Source organism: Collinsella aerofaciens (assembly GCF_040910185.1).
GTDB lineage: Bacteria > Actinomycetota > Coriobacteriia > Coriobacteriales > Coriobacteriaceae > Collinsella > Collinsella aerofaciens_BF.
Window position 1 is genome coordinate 19,364 of the sequence record NZ_JBDGBA010000001.1, and the last position, 20,753, is coordinate 40,116.

At 60.4% G+C, this 20,753-nt stretch carries 17 protein-coding genes; 4 read left to right on the top strand and 13 right to left on the bottom strand.

Annotation, left to right across the window (positions count from 1 at the left end; genetic code table 11):
- Positions 1-97: 97 nt before the first annotated feature.
- The 3 genes from AB5Z54_RS00080 to AB5Z54_RS00090 all read right to left on the bottom strand — a co-directional run bounded on the left by AB5Z54_RS00080 (position 98) and on the right by AB5Z54_RS00090 (position 3,467).
- On the bottom strand, positions 98-1,621 hold the full coding sequence (locus AB5Z54_RS00080) for a C69 family dipeptidase (RefSeq protein ID WP_368159568.1): 1,524 nt from the start codon (positions 1,619-1,621) through the stop codon (positions 98-100).
- A gap of 356 nt (positions 1,622-1,977) precedes the next feature.
- Positions 1,978-2,832, bottom strand: a complete 855-nt coding sequence (locus AB5Z54_RS00085; protein ID WP_368159569.1) for a bifunctional 5,10-methylenetetrahydrofolate dehydrogenase/5,10-methenyltetrahydrofolate cyclohydrolase — start codon at positions 2,830-2,832, stop codon at positions 1,978-1,980.
- A gap of 2 nt (positions 2,833-2,834) precedes the next feature.
- Positions 2,835-3,467 (bottom strand): cyclodeaminase/cyclohydrolase family protein, encoded by a 633-nt coding sequence (locus AB5Z54_RS00090; RefSeq protein ID WP_368159571.1) that lies wholly within the window; start codon positions 3,465-3,467, stop codon positions 2,835-2,837.
- Between the two features lie 460 nt (positions 3,468-3,927).
- Here AB5Z54_RS00090 and AB5Z54_RS00095 point away from each other — a divergent pair, with 460 nt between their 5' ends.
- Positions 3,928-4,527, top strand: coding sequence for a hypothetical protein (locus tag AB5Z54_RS00095; protein ID WP_368159573.1), 600 nt, complete (start codon positions 3,928-3,930; stop codon positions 4,525-4,527).
- A 305-nt stretch (positions 4,528-4,832) separates the two neighbouring features.
- Positions 4,833-7,328, top strand: a complete 2,496-nt coding sequence (locus AB5Z54_RS00100; RefSeq protein WP_368159575.1) for a phosphatidylinositol-specific phospholipase C — start codon at positions 4,833-4,835, stop codon at positions 7,326-7,328.
- A gap of 94 nt (positions 7,329-7,422) precedes the next feature.
- Here the strand turns inward: AB5Z54_RS00100 and AB5Z54_RS00105 are convergent, their stop codons facing one another.
- Positions 7,423-7,692: a hypothetical protein gene (locus AB5Z54_RS00105; protein WP_368159576.1), complete on the bottom strand. Its 270-nt coding sequence runs from the start codon at positions 7,690-7,692 to the stop codon at positions 7,423-7,425.
- A gap of 168 nt (positions 7,693-7,860) precedes the next feature.
- On the opposite strand from AB5Z54_RS00105, the gene AB5Z54_RS00110 reads away from it, so the two are divergent.
- Complete coding sequence (locus AB5Z54_RS00110; protein WP_368159578.1) at positions 7,861-8,910, top strand: PDDEXK nuclease domain-containing protein; 1,050 nt, start codon at positions 7,861-7,863, stop codon at positions 8,908-8,910.
- Between the two features lie 424 nt (positions 8,911-9,334).
- On the opposite strand, the gene AB5Z54_RS00115 is transcribed toward AB5Z54_RS00110, so the two are convergent.
- Positions 9,335-10,672 carry a TFIIB-type zinc ribbon-containing protein gene (locus tag AB5Z54_RS00115; RefSeq protein ID WP_368159580.1) on the bottom strand — a complete coding sequence of 446 codons (1,338 nt, stop codon included), beginning with the start codon at positions 10,670-10,672 and terminating at the stop codon, positions 9,335-9,337.
- 218 nt (positions 10,673-10,890) lie between these two features.
- On the opposite strand from AB5Z54_RS00115, the gene AB5Z54_RS00120 reads away from it, so the two are divergent.
- On the top strand, positions 10,891-12,072 hold the full coding sequence (locus AB5Z54_RS00120) for a cation diffusion facilitator family transporter (RefSeq protein WP_346978930.1): 1,182 nt from the start codon (positions 10,891-10,893) through the stop codon (positions 12,070-12,072).
- A 12-nt stretch (positions 12,073-12,084) separates the two neighbouring features.
- Here the strand turns inward: AB5Z54_RS00120 and AB5Z54_RS00125 are convergent, their stop codons facing one another.
- The 8 genes from AB5Z54_RS00125 to AB5Z54_RS00160 form a co-directional block, all read right to left on the bottom strand.
- Positions 12,085-13,074, bottom strand: a complete 990-nt coding sequence (locus tag AB5Z54_RS00125; RefSeq protein ID WP_346978931.1) for a hypothetical protein — start codon at positions 13,072-13,074, stop codon at positions 12,085-12,087.
- A 179-nt stretch (positions 13,075-13,253) separates the two neighbouring features.
- Positions 13,254-14,921: a formate--tetrahydrofolate ligase gene (locus AB5Z54_RS00130; protein WP_346978933.1), complete on the bottom strand. Its 1,668-nt coding sequence runs from the start codon at positions 14,919-14,921 to the stop codon at positions 13,254-13,256.
- Positions 14,922-15,065: 144 nt separating this feature from the next.
- A complete protein-coding gene (gene ruvB / locus AB5Z54_RS00135) occupies positions 15,066-16,133 on the bottom strand; it encodes a Holliday junction branch migration DNA helicase RuvB (RefSeq protein ID WP_368159581.1) in 1,068 nt (355 codons plus the stop codon).
- Positions 16,133-16,753, bottom strand: a complete 621-nt coding sequence (ruvA, locus tag AB5Z54_RS00140) for a Holliday junction branch migration protein RuvA (RefSeq protein ID WP_055285743.1) — start codon at positions 16,751-16,753, stop codon at positions 16,133-16,135. Before ruvA ends, ruvB begins: the two co-directional genes overlap by 1 nt.
- Positions 16,753-17,274, bottom strand: coding sequence for a crossover junction endodeoxyribonuclease RuvC (gene ruvC, locus AB5Z54_RS00145; RefSeq protein WP_022095142.1), 522 nt, complete (start codon positions 17,272-17,274; stop codon positions 16,753-16,755). The genes ruvA and ruvC overlap by 1 nt, the downstream gene beginning before the upstream one ends.
- Positions 17,275-17,411: 137 nt before the next feature.
- On the bottom strand, positions 17,412-19,424 hold the full coding sequence (locus tag AB5Z54_RS00150) for an NAD(+) synthetase (RefSeq protein WP_368159584.1): 2,013 nt from the start codon (positions 19,422-19,424) through the stop codon (positions 17,412-17,414).
- A gap of 90 nt (positions 19,425-19,514) precedes the next feature.
- Positions 19,515-19,877 carry a desulfoferrodoxin family protein gene (locus AB5Z54_RS00155; protein ID WP_055285739.1) on the bottom strand — a complete coding sequence of 121 codons (363 nt, stop codon included), beginning with the start codon at positions 19,875-19,877 and terminating at the stop codon, positions 19,515-19,517.
- A gap of 165 nt (positions 19,878-20,042) precedes the next feature.
- Positions 20,043-20,753: DEAD/DEAH box helicase (locus AB5Z54_RS00160; RefSeq protein ID WP_368159585.1), on the bottom strand; the 711-nt coding region annotated here is incomplete at its 5' end.

Here is a 20,753-nt window from a genome sequence, read left to right on the forward strand (position 1 = left end):
TTGTCTCCAATCACAAACAACTGCATTGGCGTTCTTGTACCCAAGATTGAACGAAAGCGACAAAGCGTTTTAGCGCTATTCGATCGACGGGAAATCCCTACCTCACGTTGTCATTCATCGCGAAAGAGTTCTTCATGGCGCAGCTCGTGGTGTAGAGCACCTTGCCCAGCAGGGCATCGGTCTCCACGCGCACACGCTCGGCAAAGTCCTCGTTGGCGCGTGCAAGCTCGGCAGGCACCTCGACCTCGGGCAGAACGGCTACGGCAGCATCGACGTCATGGATCTGCTTGTGGCCCATGCCACCGACCTTCTCCTGGTAGTCCTCGACCGCGCGACCGCACTCATGGAAGCGGACGTCAGCCAGCGCGCCGATCAGGCGGTTGGCCCAGTAGAAGTTTTCGGACGTCACGCGAGCCTGTGTGTCGGCATAGTACTCGGGCATGGTCTCGACGTTGGCGTACAGCGGAACCAGCGCGTTAAACGAGTTGGAGCCAAACGCCATCCACTGCACGGCGCGATAGGCCGGCTGCGCATAGGGGCGCAGCTGCAGCACGGCGAGCTGGCTGTTGCGGTTGATGCCGATGGGACGATAGGCGCCGCGCGTGGCGGGCGTGCCCTTGCTGCCGTAGCAGTCGTACTCCGTACCCTGGTAGTGGCTCGAGAGTACGTACTTGATGTCCTCGATGGTCACCTTACGCTCGGGCACGCGGCTCCAGGGGATGTCGTCGCTCTCGGGCGTGTAGTCGGCGTCGGGGCCGTCCCACACATCGCTGGGGTTGAGGCAGCGCTGCATGTACCAGGCGCGCGGCGTGTTGTAGACGTGGTCGCTGTCGCTGTGCGAGCCAAAGGCCTCGCGCGGGTTAAAGACCGTCGCCGGGCCGTCGCCCTCGACGCCCAGCGTCAAGTCCAGATGCCACTCGGCCATCCAGGCGCGCAGGTCGGCGGAGCACATGTGGTCGGCCTGGTCGCCCTCGGCGTCGTCCAGGTCAAAGCTGTCGATACCCAGCTGGTTAGGCATGGTCACATAGGCGTCGTCGGGCACGCGCTTGGCGATCCAGTGATGGCCGCCGATGGTCTCGAGCCACCAGATCTCGTCCACGTCGCTAAAGGCGATGCCGTTGTTCTCGTAGGTGCCGTAGCGCTCGAGCAGGTCGCCCAGGATACGGACGCCGTCGCGGGCGGACTTGGCATACGGCAGGACCAGGGTCACCATGTCCTCCTCGCCCAGGCCACCAGGTTGCGCCGGCACATAGCCGTCCTCACCCTCGTTGCCCTTGGCGGGCACGTAGTCCACGAGCGGATCGGCGCCGCGAACGCGCTCGTTGGTGGTGAGCGTCTCGGTTGCGGACATGCCAACATTGAGCTCGTTGAAACCGGCCTCGGCCCAGATGCCGTGGCCCGGGACAACATCGGGGACGCTCGTGTAGCGCATGGGGTTATCGGGCAGTTCAACGGTCAGGTGGCTCAGGACGCTCGTGTAGACGCGCGGCTGATCGTCGGGATGCACAACGCGCATACGTTTGGGCTCAAATACCCCGTTGGACGAGTCCTCGTTGCGGGCGACCAGCGTCGACCCGTCGTAGCTCGCATTCTTACCAACCAAAATCGTTGTGCACGGCATGTGCATCCTCCTTGAGCGAAGAAATCAAACGGCAACAGTGTATCGCTTCGGCGAAAAAAGGGCGAAGCCACAGCCCCGGCAACCCCTGTGGTCAAAAAATGCCAAATATGAGTACTGTCACCAATTTAGTAACAGCAATTTTGCTATGCATGGGTGTCGAAAGTCTACATTTGTTCAATAATTAGATGATGTAATTCCCCATAGGTCCAATAAAATAGGCTCTCTATCGATAATAAATATCGTTAGAGAGCCAAATTAACCTAAATTATATGTGACAATCTTGGCAACAGTACTCATATTTGGCATTTTTTGTCCATGGGGTATAGAACTAACCCCTCAAAACAGCTTCAAAACGCCTATTTCGATGCGCGCTCGGCCGCTTCGATCACGTGTTTGGCAAGGATCGCCGTCGTCACAGCTCCCACGCCGCCCGGCACGGGTGTGATGGCATCAACAATCGGCTCCGCAGCATCAAAATCGACGTCACCGATCAGCTTTCCGGCAGCCTCATCCCAATTAATGCCAACATCGATGATCGTCTGGCCCTCGCGAACCGCGTCCACACCAATCGTGTGCGCGCGCCCAACGGCCGCAACCACAATATCAGCCGCACGGCACTCGGCAGCAAGGTCGCGCGTATGCGTATGGCACGTCGTCACTGTGGCATTGCGCGCCGTAAGCATGACGGCAACAGGACGCCCGATCACCAGCGAGCGCCCGACCACAGCAACCTTAGCTCCATCCAGCTCAACGCCGTAATGATCCAGCAACGCTAACACTGCCTCGGCCGTGCAGGGAGCAAAACCCTCGCCGCGCCCCGAAAGCGTGGTAAGCAGCGAAGACGGCGTCATGGAGTCAACGTCCTTGGCGGGATCGAGCGCTGCGGCGACGGCATTCTCGTCAAGGCCGGCGGGCAGCGGGCGGAACATCAGGCAGCCATGAACAGCCGAATCGGTATTGATGTCCTCGATGGCCGTCAACAGCTCGTCCTGCGAAACATCGGCAGAAAGCAAAACGCGACGAGCCTCAATCCCCACTTTTTCGCAGCGCTTGAGCGCACCGCGCTCGTAGGATAGGTCGTCCTCGCGTTCACCTACACGCACGATAGCCAACGTCGGAACAACGCCCCGCTCGCGCAGGGCTGCGCAGCGAGCAGCAAGTTCCTCAGTCAAAGCGCGAGCAACGGGAGCACCCTTCAGCAGTTCAGCCATGGCTATCCTCTCTTCCTTGCAGCGTCGGAGGCGCGACGCGCCAGCGCATCGGCGCGCGGCAGCCACGTATCCAGCATCTCATCGCACGCCGCTTCGAGCTCCTCGGCACGCACCCGGTCTTTCATAGATGTGGTGTTGGCAAAGAGCGTCAGGCTCGCGCCCTGCATAGCAGCACGGCAGAACACGGCGCCGCACGCCACATCGGACAGCAGCTGACGCGAGCCCTTGTCGGCCATGTCCTCGAGCAGCGCCAGCGCACGCCCGCAGGCATCCATAATGCGATACGGCGGCATAGCGGCCACATGCAGCGCATCCTGAATCGCGGTCGCTCGAGCCGGATCGTCACGCGGAATACCGTACGCCGCGGACACCTGCCCGTAGGCACGAACGTCCTCGGCAACCAACTCGACAAGCTCCTGGGACAGCTCATCAGCCTGAGCAAACGCGCGCGCCAGGTCATCCGCACGATCAGCAAGCGCGGGATTGGTCGCACCGTAGCGGGCAACCATTCCGCACAGCGAGGCGCCCAGCGCGCCCACAAAGGCGCTCGCGCTGCCACCGCCGGGAACCGGCTCGCGCGCGGCAAGCGCCTCGGCAAACCCGCGGCAGGTCTTGTCCATCATCTCTTGGCTCATACGCACGCACCTTCAAGTCATATACATCGGTCGATTGGCAACCACCGACCGACCGCATCGATCACATAATGGTGCTAAGTCTAGCCCATAAGTACTCGAGCGTCAGCGCACCTGGCCATCGCGGATTTCTATGGCACACGATAGACCATGCCAACGCAAACATGGGACACATGACCCACCTTTCGGGACTTCCGGACGTCACAAACTGGGGCATATCTATAAACAAGGAACCTGTTGGGGCAACGCCCGCGTACACGCGACCCTTTAAAACACCGGGCGCCCAACCCCGGGGAGGGCCGACAGCATCGGCCCTCCCCTCTTTTGGACCCGCGCATATTGCCACTTGTCGGCGCAATTCCAGCCCTCAGAATGGGACACATGGCCCACTCGAACGAGCCGTCCACGCGTACAGTAAAGGCAGGTAATCCATGGACGATTACAGATCGAGGAGGACACGACCATGAAAAAGAAGGCCTTTGCGATTCTCACCCTCTGCATCAGTCTCTTTGCCGCGGTTGCCCTGGTGGGTTGCGGCGGAAGCGGCGGCGCTACCGGCAGTGGCGGTGGCGGCGGCGGCGGAGCGGAAAAGCCAACCGTGGATATGAGGACTGACTTCATTTGGTTTAAAGTCGAGGTCCCCGAGGGCGTCGAGATCACCGACGTCGCAGGCGACACCGCCGACAGGGCCCAGTTTAAGTTCACCGAGAGCGAGCACGCCAGCGATCGCTTCATCCCCGTCTTCGACTCTGACAAGAACGCCGACGAGCTGTTCGACTACGAGGCAAAGTGGAAGGCCAACTCTGGATGGACCGAGAGCGATCCCGTTAAGTACAACGGCAAGACCTGGCGCAGTGCCTACTTCACGCACTCGGGCGGCGTAACGACCGAATACTTCACCGACGTTGACGGCGGCAGTGTGTATGTGCGTATCGACAACGTCGAGGAGCACAAGGACGCCGTCGAGACCATGATGAAGTCCCTGGAATTTGTCGATGACATCGCCGAGGCCAAGACCGAGGCCATGGACGTCAAGCTCGACGATATCGAGATCAAGCGTTAAGCGACTGGCGAGCGCAGCGGGAAACACGGGCGCAGTGCAAACAAGCGACGGTACCCCAGCGCTTCGTACCCAGGGAGGGCCGGTAAACCGACCCTCCCTTTCTTATGCCTGTAGCCGACGAACGCGAGGATGCCGGACGTCGGAACCGCCCCAAATGTGGCAACAGTACGAAAACGACAAACGCCCCAACACGTCCGCCCGCCGATTTATTGTGCCGCGCAGACAATTAAACCAGCATCTTTAAACATCTGAGCAGTATAGTGACCAAAACTATCGCATAACCGCACTCTGCGAATGGAGAAGTTATGACCGAACACCACGCCATCAGCCGCCGAGCATTTACGTTGGGCCTTGGACTCGCGGCGTTGTCGCCACTTGCAAGCCTGCCCGAAACCGCCATGCTGGGCATTAGCCCGCGGGCAGCCTTTGCGGACAGCACGGCCGGGCCAGCAGTCAGCCTCGACAATTTCGTCATTCGCCTTCGCCCCGCGGGCTATTTTCGTACCGCAAGCGTTAACGAAGACGGCAACGTCATCGGCAACGTCTGCCATCTGTTTAATGACGGCACGTCCAGCAAGCTCATCCTTGAGAACGTAACGACCAAGAATGACGATACAAACTGGTATGCTATCCGCACCTTGCTCAATTTCGAAGAGCATAAAAAGACGGGCTACAGCATTTGGTCGGTCGATGGCGACTCGGACAAAGACGGAAAGGTCATCCACGTATGGAGTGGCGAGCATGACGGCAAGCCCAGCCGCTCTTTTGCGTTCGAGCGTCAATCAAACGGAACCTATATCATCCGAGACCGCACGGTCGAGAAAGAAACCGAGAAAAAAGACATTAAGTACCTGGCAATAGAATCGAACGGCGAAGACCAGGACAACAATAAGATCTGCCATAAGAGTAAGAGCATTCCGTGGGAGCTCGAACTTATCGGTTACGACATGAAAAAGAACGATGCCACGGTTAGCAGCCTCGACTGGATCACGTACAGCAGCTACGTCGATGGGCCATGTTGGATGAAATACGTCGACGACAACAAGTTCCTCGACGAGCTGAGCATCCCGGGCACGCACGATTCGGGCACCTGTAGCGTGGACAACGACACCGAGCCCCAATCCTCGCAAGTAAAATGCCAGCAGGATTACATTCCCACGCAGTTGCTCGAAGGCATTCGCTATTTTGATATCCGGCTCGGAAAGGGCGACAACCCCGGTATCGACCACGGGGATTACTACCTGCTCAAAAAAGACGCGTACTTTATGCATCTTTCCGATGTCATAGGCTACTTCAAAACGTTTTTGAACGAAAACCCGACAGAAGCGCTCATCATGCTTGTATCACGAGGCAACGACGAGGCTACCGACGAAAGTGTTACGACGGCTTTCGCCAAGGTTTTGGACGACAACCCCAAACTGTTCTATACGTCGAGCCGAATCCCCACGCTACACGAGGTGCGCGGAAAGATCGTTCTGCTGCGTCGATTTAGGCTCGCCGGCAACAGTGTAAGCGGCCACACGTGGGGCCTCGACCTTACCGAATGGGATGACAAGATCAAGGCTCACTCCGACAGCGCCACTATGTGTCTCGTCCAAGACGCGCGGGGCTTTGAAGCCGCGGGGGAAACAGGCGATAAAGAGCCCTATTGCACCAAGGTATACGCCCAGGACAAGTACAAACTCACGGGAACCGACAAGCTCAGCTGGGTCGATAATGCGCTGAAGGAAACGTCCGGGCGCACGCGCAACGAGGTAGATGTCGAGGACGATAACGGGGCCAAGGAGAAAGTCCTGGAGCGTTGCTGGTCTATCAACTACACCAGCTGCACGGGCTTGTCGCACGGAGGCAATCCTTTTACCTCGGCACGAGTAGTCAACGAGCATCTGTATAAGAGCCCGTACATCAATCCCAGCGGCATCGAGGATACAAAGTCAGATTACCTCAAGCACATTGGCATCATCGCATCCGACTTTGTTGATGCGGCGCTGGCCCGGAGCATCTATCAGCGCAATTACGATACGGAGCACAAGCAGACGGCTTCGTACTATCTCCCGTACTATCTCCCGACCCGCATGCGCATGACGTACGGCGACTCGCTGAGCGATGCCTCATTCCAGGATGGCAAGACCGTTGGCGAGGGTCATTTCCGCCTTGCCGACAGCAGCAACGCGCTCAACGCGACAGCTTCGGGCCATGCGTTTGCCATTGAATACGTGGATGTCGACGCCCTGGGCAACGAGACCGTTACGGGGCTGCAGGGCTCTGTGCCCATCGATATCGATCCACGCGCGCTGACGCCCCATTTTGAGGGACTCGAAGGCCTTAAGGCCGGCGAAGACGTGCGCGCCAAGATTGCGGCATCACTCGAGGGCAAGCTCGAAACCGATGCCTGCACGGCCCAGCTCGAGTTTGTGCACGACGCGAACGGCGCTCCGGGCACAGCAATGGCCGAGGGCGAAACATTTGCCGCAGGAACGTACTGGGTGCGCGTGAACGGTCTCTTGGGCAACGCGGCGCAAAACTACACGCTCGCCAGCGACGGAGCCGCAAGCTTTACCGTAGCGGCCTCGGACAGTGCAGGCGGCACCGGCACCGGCAGCGGCACGGGTTCCAACGCAGACGGCGCCGACAAGAACGGCGGCGGCAACAAGAGCAAGGGCTCGGGCGGAAAACTCGCCGACACGGGCGACGGCTCCGGCATTGCCGCTGGGCTCGCCGCTGCCGCCGTGGCGACGACGGTCGCCGGCGCAGCAATGCTTGCCAGTGACCGCGAAAACGCTGGGGACGGTAGCGAATAGGCAAGCCGGCCTTTTAGACACATCGACTCAATCGGGGGCGCAGGACACCGTTCTGTGCCCCCGATTTTTACCTTGTTCCAAACGCCGCCATAGGCTACATCACCATGTTCAGCGCATTCACGAACTCCTGAGCTTGGGAGCGGCTGCTCAGACTAAAGACACAGGCAGTCAACAGCCTGTTACGTAGGAAAACGTCGCGGCCCTTGATCCTGCTGACCCCCGTGATGTCCTTAAGGTAGACAATCTCGGTGTGCTTGCCGCCAAAAGTGCCCTTCTTGAGTACCTCAATGCGGTTAGGGTAGATCTTGACGTCTTTATACCTACCCGAACCTTTGTCCTGGAATAGCAGCGTGTTGTTGTCCATACACGTCACTCCCGTGGGGTTCGTTAAAACTGTCTCTATGGCCACATTTTAGTCACCGCAAGGCTCCCATGCGAAGGTGCCAGACAGCAAAGCAATTCGTGTCCGCGCGAGGCTTTAAACTAAATGCGATAAAGATGCATTCCACAAGAGGAAAGTGGGGCGACAGTGATGGGCGAACTGGTAAACCGTGGAGAATCGGCAATCGTGCCCGAAGGTTTTTACAAGCAGGTTTCCTCGATTCTCAACGCCGCTCGCGACAAGGCCTATACCGCCGTTAACTTTGCGATGGTTGAGGCGTATTGGGAGATCGGCAAGAGCATTGTTGATGAGCAGGGCGGAGAGGAGCGCGCCAAGTATGGAGAGGCGCTGCTCAACGCCCTCGCAATCAGGCTTACCAAGGATTTTGGTAAAGGTTTTGAAGCAAGAGAGCTGCGCAAAATGCGTCAGTTCTATCTTGCATTTCCAATTCGGGACTCACTGCGTCCCGAATTGAGCTGGACACATTACCGCAGGTTAATACGCATTCCTGACCCCGAAGCTCGCACCTGGTACATGAACGAATGCGCCGACTCTCGCTGGAGCACGCGCCAGCTCGAACGTCAGATCAACACCATGTTCCGCGAGCGCCTACTTGCCAGCAAAGACAAGGAGGCTGTCACCCAGGAAATCCAAAAGAGCGCCCCGGCTCGTCGCCCCGAGGATATCATCCGCGACCCATATGTACTGGAGTTTTTAGGTTTCTCGGACGATACTGCGTTTCGCGAGAGCGATCTAGAGCAGGCGCTCATCACGCATCTTCAGAAGTTCCTGCTGGAGCTTGGCCGTGGTTTCGCTTTCGAGGCGCGCCAAAAGCGCATCACCTTTGATGGGCGCCATTTCTATATTGACCTTGTGTTTTACAACTATCTGATGCGCTGCTTCGTGCTCATCGACCTTAAGACCGATGACCTTACGCATCAGGACCTGGGCCAGATGCAAATGTATGTGAACTACTACACGCGTGAGCTCATGAACGAAGGCGACAATCCGCCTATAGGCATCGTGCTCTGCGCGGACAAAAGCGACTCGATTGTCGAGTACACGCTGCCCGAAGACAACGACCAAGTGTTTGCCGCCAAATACCTGCCGTATCTTCCAAGTAAGGAAGAGCTGGCACGCGAACTGAGTGCCGAGTACCGCGCCATCAACGAAGCGACTAATGGCGAAGCGCAAGGGTAGCAGCACGTTGCGACCGAAGCCACCGCAGCCGTCGCAGGCGCACTCGCGGTTGCGACGCACGCTACGAAACAATACCGGTCATGGACGCCGGCAACGACATTCTAGCCGTGGCTGGCGAGCGTGACCTGACAGGCAAAGACGCGGCCTTCGTCTGATGTGGGTCCATTGGCTGCCACAGAAAAGGGCCGGTTGCAGCCGGCCCTTTAGACGATAGCGCCTGCGTTGCCCGCGCTTCCAAAGTTGACCGACTGAGGAGCGGGTTCCGCGGTACAATCTGATTTTACCCGGTGGGGCGGCTCTTTTGCAGCCGCTCCACTGTTTATTTACATCTGGCACCCTCAAACAATCAGACGGTAGTCCGCACTCCTGAGAGCCGCCCCGCACCCCCGGCCATCACGTTACGGCAACAACCGGCGCTACTCCCCTACTTCCCAAAGATCGCAGCGAACAAGCCCTTGCGTTTGGGCTTTTCCTCTCGGTAAGAACCCTCGACGGCGGCTGCCACCTGACGCGGCTGCTCGCCGCCTCCACGGCGCACAATCTGGTATAGGAACGGCGATTTAACGTATTTAACCTCGACGGGAATGGCGTGCACGGTGCTCTCGCCGGACAGATGCAGGCTCGGGTTGAGCGGCGCCACCACATGCGTTTCGCGCTTGTCGCTAAACACCACCGCGGCTGCACGACCCGTCTGGCCGTTTACGGCAATGCGCACCTGCTCGCCATCGCGGCCGTCTGTCGCCGGACGATCGACAAAGTAGACCGGCACCATCACCAGGCCATCCTTATGCTTGCGGGCCTTGCGCGCCCAGGTTCGGATGCTCTTTTTATTGAGCCCCAGTACAGCCTCGGCGTCGTTGCCCGCAACGTCGAGCGCCAACTTATCAATGACCACCTGGTCCTTGGTAGACGCATCGACGGAGACGACGCGGAAGTTGCCTTCCTGCATGGCCGGGTCAAACGGCCCAACCTTGGCAAAGTCCCACGGCTCCAAAATGCCCATAAGGCGAACATCCAGATAGTTTGCCCGCGGGTATGCCCAGTCGAGCACCTCGTAGTACACCAGGGTTTCCTTGCTCAGGCCCTTGCCCGGGAAGCTCGCCATCATGCGCAGATCGGCAAGCGCCATGGGGAAATAGAAGAGCATCATGTCGTTTTGAATCGCGTCTTCCACATCGTGCCCGGCAAAGGCGTCGGGGTACTGGCGCACCAGCTGCAGTGCGTTGGCACGTGCCTGCTGCGGCGAGATTTCGCAGGGAATGCCCTGCTCGGGCACATACTCCGCACCAACGCCCATGGTCAGGCGCTTGCTGAAGGTACCGGGCTTGAGCAGGTCGGCAACGCCGATCTTGTTGCCGCAGGACGGGCACTCAAACACGCGCTGCGTTGACTCGCCCTCAAAGGACGCTCCGCAGAAGGGGCAAGGAATGCTCACATGCGTGGCCTCTTGGAACTCTTGCGCCGTGCCGCGATCCTCCCACAGCAGATGTTCCAGGACCGACTGATTGCGCCAGTGCGAATTGAAGAAATACCAGTCCGGGTCCTCCGGGCGCTCGAGTTGCGACACATGCGTGAGCTTGAGCAGTCCATCCACCACCGTCAACGGCGTATGGCGAATGCCCAAAGCGCTCTTGGGCTCTCCGGCGTCCGCCTGCCACGGAATGATCGCACCGCAATAGGCGCACTCAAAACTGCGCTTAGCCTGGTGCGAGTACATAGGACCGCCGCAGTTTTGACATTTAATGGCAAACATCTCGTCCATGGAAACGTCCTCCTTTGCACAGGGGCTGTCGACATTAAGTATGTCGAGCAAACAGGCACATGCCCATACCCATGTGGCCCAAAATGGACCGCCCGGGCAGACGAGAAGGCTCGCTCGTTAGCACCGGCAGACTATTGCTGCATTTTCTGAGCATCGGTGCACGGCGCCCCCGCGCGAGCTACACTATCCCCTTAAACATGATTGTGAGGACGACCGCTATGCTATTTGTAAATCGGCTGGTACATACGCTTGTTCCCGGCAGCGAGGACGAGCCGGTCGATGCATCTTGCCGCACCAACGCGGGTTTTGCCGCAAGCCTCATCTGCATTGGCCTCAACATCACCCTGTGCCTGGCCAAGGGCATCGCGGGCCTGCTCGCCGGTTCCGTCTCCCTCATCGCCGACGCTTTCAACAACCTCTCCGATGCCTCGAGCAACATCGTGAGCCTGCTCGGGTTCCGCCTTGCCAGCCGCCCGGCAGACGAGGGCCACCCTTACGGCCACGGCCGCTACGAGTACCTGGCTGGTCTGTTTGTCGCCGTCCTGGTTTGTGCCGTCGGCATCAACCTAATCCTCGAGTCGGTCACCAAGATCATCAAGCCCTCGCCCACCGTGTATTCGGCGCTCTCCACGGCTGCCCTTGTTCTGTCCATGCTCGTCAAATTCTGGATGGCAGCGTTCAACCGCACGCTGGGCGATCACATCGACTCCGAAACGCTCATCGCCACGGCGCAGGACTCCAAAAACGACGTCATCACCTCGGGCTCGGTCTTGGTGGCGGCGCTTATTTCGCAGACGACCGGCTTTGATCTCGATGGCTGGGCAGGCCTGGGTGTGGGCATCTTCATCTGCATCAGCGGTCTGGGCCTGGTGCGCGACGCCATCAGCCCGTTGCTGGGGCAAGCGCCCGACCCCAAGCTCGTCCAGGCAATCCGCGACAAGATCATGTCCTATCCGCAGGTCTTGGGCACACACGACCTCATGGTGCACGACTACGGCCCCGGCCGTCAGTTTGCCAGCGCACACGTCGAAATGCCCGGCGAGGGCGATGCCTTTGAGCACCACGAGATCCTGGACACCATCGAGCATGATATCAAACGCCAGATGGGCATCGGCATCACGCTGCACTGCGACCCCATCGCCACCACCGGCGACGACCTGCGCGGCTGGGTCAAGCGCGGCGTCATGCAGATCGATCCCGCGCTCTCCATCCACGACCTGCACGAGCACGACGGGTTCGTTTCGTTTGACCTGGTGCGTCCCGACGGCTTTGACATATCCGACGAGGAGCTACTGGAGCTCGTCACGCGCATCGTGCACGAGCGCCGGCCCGATGCATCATGCGTCGTTACGTTTGACTCGGGCTTTAGCTCGCCCGACCGTCCGGCAGAGCAGCTGTAGCCCGCTTAACAGCTAGTTTCCCTGCGCGCCCGAGATGCCGTTTTGCAGGGCGTTCCAGGCATCCGTCGCCAAGCCGCCCAAGTTCTGCGCGGTATCGCCCAGGTTTTGTGCCGTATCGCCCAGCTCTTGCGCCTTATCTCCCAACTCCTGCGCCTTGTTGCTCAAGTCCTCCAGCGTATTGGAGCTCGAGCTGTCGGTACCGCTTTGGCCGCCGGACGAGTTGCCATAGCTGTTCTTGTGCGCGAGCTGAATCTCCAGGTTGCCGTTGTCGTTATAGTAGGCATTCGTAACAACCCAGTTGGAATCGATGACGGGCGTTGAGCCATCGTCGGTCAGGATCACGGCGTTCGAAAGGTCGGCTCCGCGCGACTTGAGGAGCTTCTTGGCGTTGGACCAGTACTGTCCCGGGATATCGCTCAGATCGACGGTGCTAGACGAGGCGAACTCGGTTTGCTCGGCAGTGGTATCGGCCGTTGAACTCCCACGCTTGTTGAGCATGCCCGACACGATGGCAAACGCAACCGACAGCGCGAAGAAAATCGCCAGCACGATGAGGATCTTCTTGATCACGCTCGACGGACGCGACGGTGCCTTCTCCTCGTCCTCACCATACTGCGGAATCGATTTGGGATACTCGCGATACGGCTGGCGCGACTCGTAGCGAGGCTGCGCCGTGCGAGGCAAATACGTCGTCTGCTGAGGCTGCGGAATGGGATTCTGCGGCAGGTTGTCATAGGAATTCGGCGTCGAGGCAGCATAAGAATCCTGCGGCGCGTAATCAAACGGATCCGGAGCTGCGTTGCCATAGGGGCCTTGCGAAGATGCAGCGTAAGAATCCTGCGCCGTGTCGCCATAGCCCATAACCCGGGTGGGCTCGGCAGAAGGCTGCGTCGCGGCGGGGTCGGTATAACCGGGGTTGGGAACAACGCGGGTCGCATCGACGCTATCGCCAGCCTGCGCGGAACCGTAGCCGCCCATCACGGTTGTCTTGTCCTGATCCATGCAACGATTCCTTTCCGTCGCGCGTGAGCCTCAAGTTATCCATGCATTCTACCCGCGCAAAAGCCTATGATGGGCAGAGTCCGTCGGTATCTACAAGACATGCGCGGGTCTAAGGATCAAAAAGCCCCGCCGGGCCTTGTGGGCACGGCGGGGCGGACAAGCAGCTATGGACAGCAGACTTAGAACAGGCCGGTGATGTTGCCGTCGTTGTCGACGTCGATGTTTTCGGCCGCGGGCACCTTGGGCAGACCCGGCATGGTCAGAACACTGCCGGTCAGCGCGACCACAAAGTGGGCGCCGGCAGAAACCTTGAGCTCACGCACGGTGATGCGGAAGTTCTCGGGAGCGCCCAGGGCCTTGGCGTTGTCGCTAAAGCTGTACTGCGTCTTAGCGACGCAAACCGGCAGGTTGCCAAAACCATTCTCGCGCAGCTCGGCGAGCTGGCGCTTGGCGGCCGGCGTAAAGTCAACGCCGTCGGCGCGGTAGACCTTGGTGGCAACGGCCTCGAGGGCATCAGCGACATCAGCGCCGTCCTCATAGGCAAACTTGAGCTCGCTCGGCTGCTCAATCAGACGCATGACCTCATCGGCAAGCTCGAGCGCGCCCTCGCCGCCCTTGGCCCAGACCTCGGACAGCTTAACGTTGACGCCGAGCTTCTGGCACTCGGACTCGATGAGCGCAAGCTCGGCCTCGGTGTCCGTCGGGAAGCGGTTGATGGCGACCACGCAGGGCAGACCATATACGTTCTGGATGTTGTCGACGTGACGCAGCAGGTTGGGCATGCCAGCCTTGAGTGCCTCGAGGTTCTCCTCGTTGAGATCGGCCTTGGCGACGCCACCGTTGTACTTCAACGCACGAGCGGTCGCGACGATCACGACGGCGCTGGGACGAACGCCCGTCATGCGGCACTTGATGTCGAGGAACTTCTCGGCACCCAGATCGGCACCGAAGCCGGCCTCGGTAATGGCAACATCGCCAAAGCGCATCGCCATACGCGTGGCCATGATAGAGTTGCAGCCGTGGGCAATGTTGGCGAAGGGACCGCCGTGGACAAACGCGGGCGTGCCCTCGAGCGTTTGCACCAGGTTGGGCTTGAGCGCGTCCTTAAGCAACGCGGCCATGGCACCCTGGGCCTTAAGGTCGCGGGCACGGACGGGCTCGCCGGCAAAGCTGTAGCCGACGACGATCTCACCCAAGCGTTCCTTGAGGTCGCTGATGCTCGTAGACAGGCACAGGATTGCCATGACCTCGGAGGCGACGGTGATATCGAAGCCGTCCTCGCGCGGCACGCCCTGGGCCTTGCCGCCAATGCCGTCGATAACGTGGCGCAGCTGACGGTCGTTCATATCGACAACGCGCTTCCAAGTGATGCGCTTAACGTCAATACCGAGCTGATTGCCCTGCTGGATGTGGTTATCAAGCATGGCGGCCAGCAGGTTGTTGGCAGCACCGATAGCGTGGAAGTCGCCGGTAAAGTGCAGGTTGATATCCTCCATGGGGATGACCTGAGCCCAACCGCCGCCGGCAGCACCGCCCTTCACGCCAAAGACGGGGCCGAGCGAAGGTTCGCGCAGGGCCACGGCACTCTTGACGCCGCGACGACGCAGGCCGTCGGCCAGACCGATGGTCGTGGTGGTCTTGCCCTCGCCCGCAGGCGTTGGGTTGATAGCGGTCACGAGGACGAGCTTGGCCTGGTGATCAGTCGGCTCGTTGAGCAGTGAATAGTCGACCTTAGCCTTGTCGAAGCCGTACGGAATAAGGTGCTTAACGTCGACGCCGGCGTTCTTGGCCACCTCGGTAATAGGCAGTGGCGTGACAGAACGTGCGATTTCGATGTCAGTAGGCATGGGCGGTCCTTTCGTTACCGAATGAGAAAAAGACCAATTCAGCATAGCACGGGCGCGCAATAGTAAAACGCCCATAACCGATGAACGGCGATATGTTTACCCGATGCCCAGCGATAGTCCAACAGCCCGCCAAAACAAAGCGCCCTAAACGGTAGGTTCAATCCCCAGGTGCTCAAAGGTGTGAAGGGTTGCCTGACGGCCCTGCGGCGTACGAATCATCAACCCGCACTGCAGCAAATAGGGCTCATAGACATCCTCGAGCGTGCCCGGGTCCTCGCCCACCGCACTGGCAAGGGTCGTCAGGCCTACAGCACGGCCGGAGAACGTCTTGGCAAGCGTCTCCAAGATACGAATATCCATCCAGTCCAGACCGAGCTCGTCGATCTCGAAAAACTCGAGCGCCTGGCGGCAGATATCGAGCTCGATAGGGCCGTTGCCGCACACCTGTGCGTAATCGCGCACGCGCTTGAGAAGGCGGTTGGCAAGACGTGGCGTGCCGCGCGAACGCGAGCCGATCTCGAGCGCACTGGGATGATCAATCGTCACGCCCAGGATAGTCGCCGAGCGCGTCACAATCTGGGCGAGCTCCTCGACCGTGTAGTAGTCCAAGCGATACGAGATACCAAAGCGATCGCGCAGCGGGCCCGTGAGCATGCCCGAACGGGTCGTGGCCGCCACCAGCGTAAACTTGGGGATATCCAAGCGAATAGAACGTGCGGCCGGGCCTTTACCGATCACAATATCGAGCGCAAAGTCCTCCATCGCGGGATACAGGACTTCCTCGACCGAACGGTTAAGACGGTGGATCTCGTCGATAAACAGCACGTCACCCGGCTGCAGGTTGGTAAGGATAGCCGCCAGGTCGCCGGTGCGCGCGATGGCAGGGCCACTCGTCGTCTTGATCTGAGCGCCCAGCTCGTTGGCGATAACGGTGGCCAGCGTGGTCTTGCCCAGGCCCGGAGGACCCGAGAAAATCACGTGGTCGAGCGTCTCGCCACGGCTCTGCGCCGCTTCGATCAACACGCGTAGGCTCTGCTTGATGTGCTCCTGGCCACAGTAATCGTCCAGGCGCTGGGGGCGCAAAGTGCGGTCGACATCGAGATCCTCGGCCGTCAGCTCCGAGCCCACCATGCGCTCGCCGTGCGCCATGGATGCCGCCGGCGAGTTGCCGGGCGTCGCCCACAGGTCCTGAGAGTCATCGGCTTCCCACATCACGCATCCATTCCGAGTCGCTTAAGCGCCGCGCCGAGCAGATCCTCGACACGCATATTCTGCCCATCATACCCGCTCAGGGCAACATCGGTCTCCTGCGGGCTAAAGCCCATGGAAAGGAGCGCCGCACGGGCATCATCGATCGCCGAAGGAGCGGCGGCGGGAACCGGCATCGCAACCTGGCCGGGAATCACGTCGACCGGCACAAAGCCCTTATCCTTGGCAAAGGTGCTCTTGAGTTCCAGGATCAGGCGCTGAGCTGTCTTTTTGCCCACACCGGGTACCTTGGCCATGCCCTTGTCGTCCTCGGCCATCACCAGCGAATACAGCTGCCCCACGGTATAGGTGGAAAGCACGGCAAGCGCCAGGCGCGGGCCAACGCCCGAAACGGACACGAGCCGGTCGAACATCATGCGCTCATCCTTTGAGGAAAAACCGAAAAGTGTCATGGCGTCCTCGCGCACCTGCATACGCGTGTAGAGGCAGACCTCGCCACCGGGCGTCGGCAACGTGGCCGCAGTGCTGCCCGAAATGCCGAGCTCAAAGCCAACGCCCGACACATCGACGACAGCAGAGCTCATCGTGGCCTCGACAAGCGTTCCGTGGAGCTGGGAAATCATCAGTATCCGGTTCCTCTCTGTTGATAGAACTCGCCACCGGTGAGGGCGCGGGTGCGGCTGAGGTTTACGTGGCAGATGGCGCAGGCCAGGGCATCGGCGGCATGGTCGGGATGCGGGTCGTGGTCGAGCTGTGTGAGCGTGCGTACCATGTAGGCGACCTGCCGCTTGTCCGCGGCGCCGGTGCCCACCACAGCCTGTTTGATCTGCATGGGCGTGTACTCGCCAATCTCGAGCGCGCATTCCGAAAGCGCGACGAGTGCAGCACCGCGGGCATGCGCCGTGGGGATGGCCGAGCGAACGTTGGCGCCAAAGTAGATGCTCTCGACAGCAGCCGTGTCGGGTCGATAACGCTCGACGACATCCTTAAGGTCATGGGCGATATGCGACAGGCGCACCGCGAGCGGACTTCCGGCACTGGTCTCGATGCAGCCATAGGCACGGCAACGAACCTCGCCACGCCGCTCCTCGATAATCCCCCAACCCGTATGAGCCAAACCGGGGTCAATGCCCAAGATAACCAAGCCGACCTCCCCTCGCCACAAGCACAGCGCAAGGCAAGGCCCCGCGCATCATTCACGAACGTCTGTTCTAGAATAACACAACGGGGCCGAGATGCTTAGTTGAAGTATCGGGACTGGGAGCGAATCCTATCCCATAGTTAGTTCTGCGAGAAAAAGGGGAACTGCCTCGGATCCACCGGCGGGTGCGACATCGGTCCGCTCTGGGGCCCACCCTGCGAGCCGCCCTGACCGTCCATCATCTTATCGATGGCGTCCTGAACCTCGCCCTCGAACTTTTTCATTCCCTCGTGCAAACGACGCTGACCGTCCTCAGAGCGCAGCTCCTCCATTTGCTCGGGCGAAATACCCAGTAGCTCGCCCAGCACGCCCATCATCTCGTTTCGCACGCGCTCGCTCGTATCCTCGTCAGCAAAACGGCGCACCTCGGCGCGCGCCAGCGAATCGACCGTCATACGCTCCTTGCCGTTAAGCCCCAGGTCGGACCACGCGAGCATATACGGCCAGGCACGCTCGGCAAACGAACGGGCCGAGACGATCGGCGTCGTCGGCAGCATGCGACGGGAAGCCTCACCCTGTCGAACGAGCATCAGCAGCAGCGAGCAAGCCTCGGGCTTGCCGGCGGCCATTGGGATGTCGTCGAAAGATCGATTGCGGTCCACGTGCGCCTCGAGCGCGCCATCGACCTCACCCGGCTCAAGCCCGCCGAGCAGCTGTGCCGCGCGGTCGAGCATATCAACCGGGCCGTCGAGCGTCGAGAGCGCCTGCGCCAGCACGCGCTCCATACAATCTTCCACTGCGTTGAGCGTCACGAGCTCTTGGGGCACCACGGCAGACGTGCGGTTGCGCACACGCGCCACAAACTCAAGCGTCGACAGGTACACATCGCCAAAGGGCGCAAAGTCGCCCTGGTAGCCGCCGCAAAGCGCCGGCGCCGCCAGCGCGTACTCGGTTTTGGACAGCGGGCTCAGCGCCATCGCACCCAGCTCGAGCGCCGTATCCTCCAGCATCAGGCCCAGCGTGCGCGAGCGCAGGCGCTCGGCATCGCCCGCCGACACGTCGCGATCGAGCACGCGCGCCGCATCCGGTGCATCGCGCTCGACGGTGCGAATGTGCAGACGCTCGGCGATGGCGCGGACGGCGGCACAGCGGGCAGCCTCGGCTTCTTCCTGCGCCGGCGTAAAGATACGGTTGCGCCCCAGCACCAGGCCAATCACATTGCGCGGGCCCAGAGCGTCGACGGCCAGCGCCGCCAGCAAAGACGACGGCAAGTCACCCTCGAGTGCCACCACAGCACGCGACGCACCGTGGGCTCGGGCGTTGTCGCGCACGGCGAGCACCAGCGCCTGCCACAGCCACTCCTCGGAACGGAACTCGGGCAGTTCGTGATCCTCCAGGGCATCGAGCATCACGCCGCGCTGAATCTCCTGAACCAGCAGGCTCTCCTCAAAGCACGGCGCCTGGGCCACCACGCGACCGCAGTCGTCGAGCACAAACGAACCGCCGGTATACACCGACTCGTCATAGGCACCGACCGGCGCCATGCAGGCAAACCACACGCTGCGCTTGGATGCGATCTTGCGGTAGGCGCCGCTGCGAACGGCAGCAATGGCGGCAGTCTCGCGGTCGGTCATGTCAAACGCGTTGAATTGGAAATACGCAATGAGGTCAACACCGGTCGGAAGCATCTCGAGTTCGCGGTCCAAGTCAAAAATCACGGCGATGCGCACGCCGTCCACGTCGAACACCGGCGGCGCCCAACGTGTGTCGTTGTTCTCGCCACGCTGCAGGGCAATGCTCGAACGCGCCGGCACCACATGACCGTCCTTGAGCATCATGTAGTCGAGCAGCGGCTGACCCTCAAACGAAACCGCCGCGGGCACGATGCAGATCATGTCAAGCTCCTGGATACGCTCGGCGACACCAGTCAAACCGGCAAGCACGTCGTGCTCAAAGTCGGCAGCGCCCACCAGGCCACCGGGCAGGGCGCCCATAAAGAGCGGAGCCGGAACGCACAGCACGCGCGCCCCGCGCTCGTGGGCCAGACGAGCCTGGTCCTCGATGCGGCCGCAAATGCCCTCAATATCACCCAGGCGCATATCGATCTGTGCAAGCGCGAGCTTCATGGCCCAGCCCTTTCCGTCGTAAACCATCGAAATCGTAGTAAAAGCGCCGGCCGCATAATGCAGCCGGCGCTTGCATGTGCATATGCTAGCTATGATACCCCGAGCGGGGGCGCGCTCCTAGAATGTCGCGGACCACAGCCCGTGCAGGTTGCAGTAGGCATAAACGGTACCGGTCTTGGAGCCGCCCGCGAAAAACGTCGCGGGTTTCATGCCGGGCTCAAGGTAATGAACCTCTAAGCGGCCCTCGGCCTCAAGGGCGATCCACTCAATGTAGTGCTCGGGCAGGCTGGGGTGCTCGACCGAACCAACGCGGGCGCGAATCACGTGACCGTCACGCTCGGTCTCGACAACAGGCACGTGCTTCTCGTGCGCCGCGTCCTCAGTGTTTGCGGTCAGTTCCGTGCAACCGGCAGGGGTCGCAACGTCGTCGCCAAGGGCGGCAATGAGCTTACCGTCGGGGTCCTTAAAGAATTTCGCCATGATGTTCTCCTTTGCTGATGTGCCAATGTTCTTGATGGTTCTTATGCCCAAAGGCAGACAAACCATCCACGGCATTGCAAATGAACACATAACGGATCAGGCAAGCGGTCGGGCCAAAATGCGTCGACCGTCCTGCCCACTCCAGCAGTCCCACCCCGCGCGCGGCTAGCGACCGTCGCCGCCCAGCAGCGCCAGAACATCTTCGCGGGTAAACAGCGCCGACGAGATGCCGTCGCCGCCGAGCACGCTGTTGACCAGGTCGCGTTTGGACTCCTGCATCTGCATAATGCGTTCCTCGATCGTGTCCTTGGCGATGAGCTTGTACACGGTCACGGTATGTTGCTGACCAATACGGTGTGCACGATCAGTTGCTTGGTCCTGCGCCGCCACGTTCCACCACGGGTCGTAGTGGATGACCACGTCGGCAGCCGTCAGGTTAAGGCCCACGCCGCCCGCCTTGAGCGAAATCAAAAAGACCGGAACCTCGCCCGCTTGGAACTGCGCGACCATCTTGGCGCGGCTCTCCTTAGACGAAGCGCCCGTGAGCTTAAGGAAGGCGATGTCCTCCTTGGCCAGGCGCTTACCGATAATATCGAGCATACCCGTAAACTGGCTGAACAACAGGATGCGATGTCCGCCGTCGAGTGCGCCGTGCACGAGCTCCATGCACGTATCGAGTTTGGCGCTCCCCGCCTTGTAATCCTCGTAGTGCAGACGCGGGTCGCAGCAGATCTGGCGCAACTTGGTGAGCTCGGCAAGCACCTTGAGCTTGTCTTTCTTAAACTCGGATGCCTCGCGGTGCTGCACCTGCTGGGCGATGCGGTCCTGGTTTGCCAGGTAAAGCTTGCGCTGCTCGCCGGCAAGCTGCGCCATGAC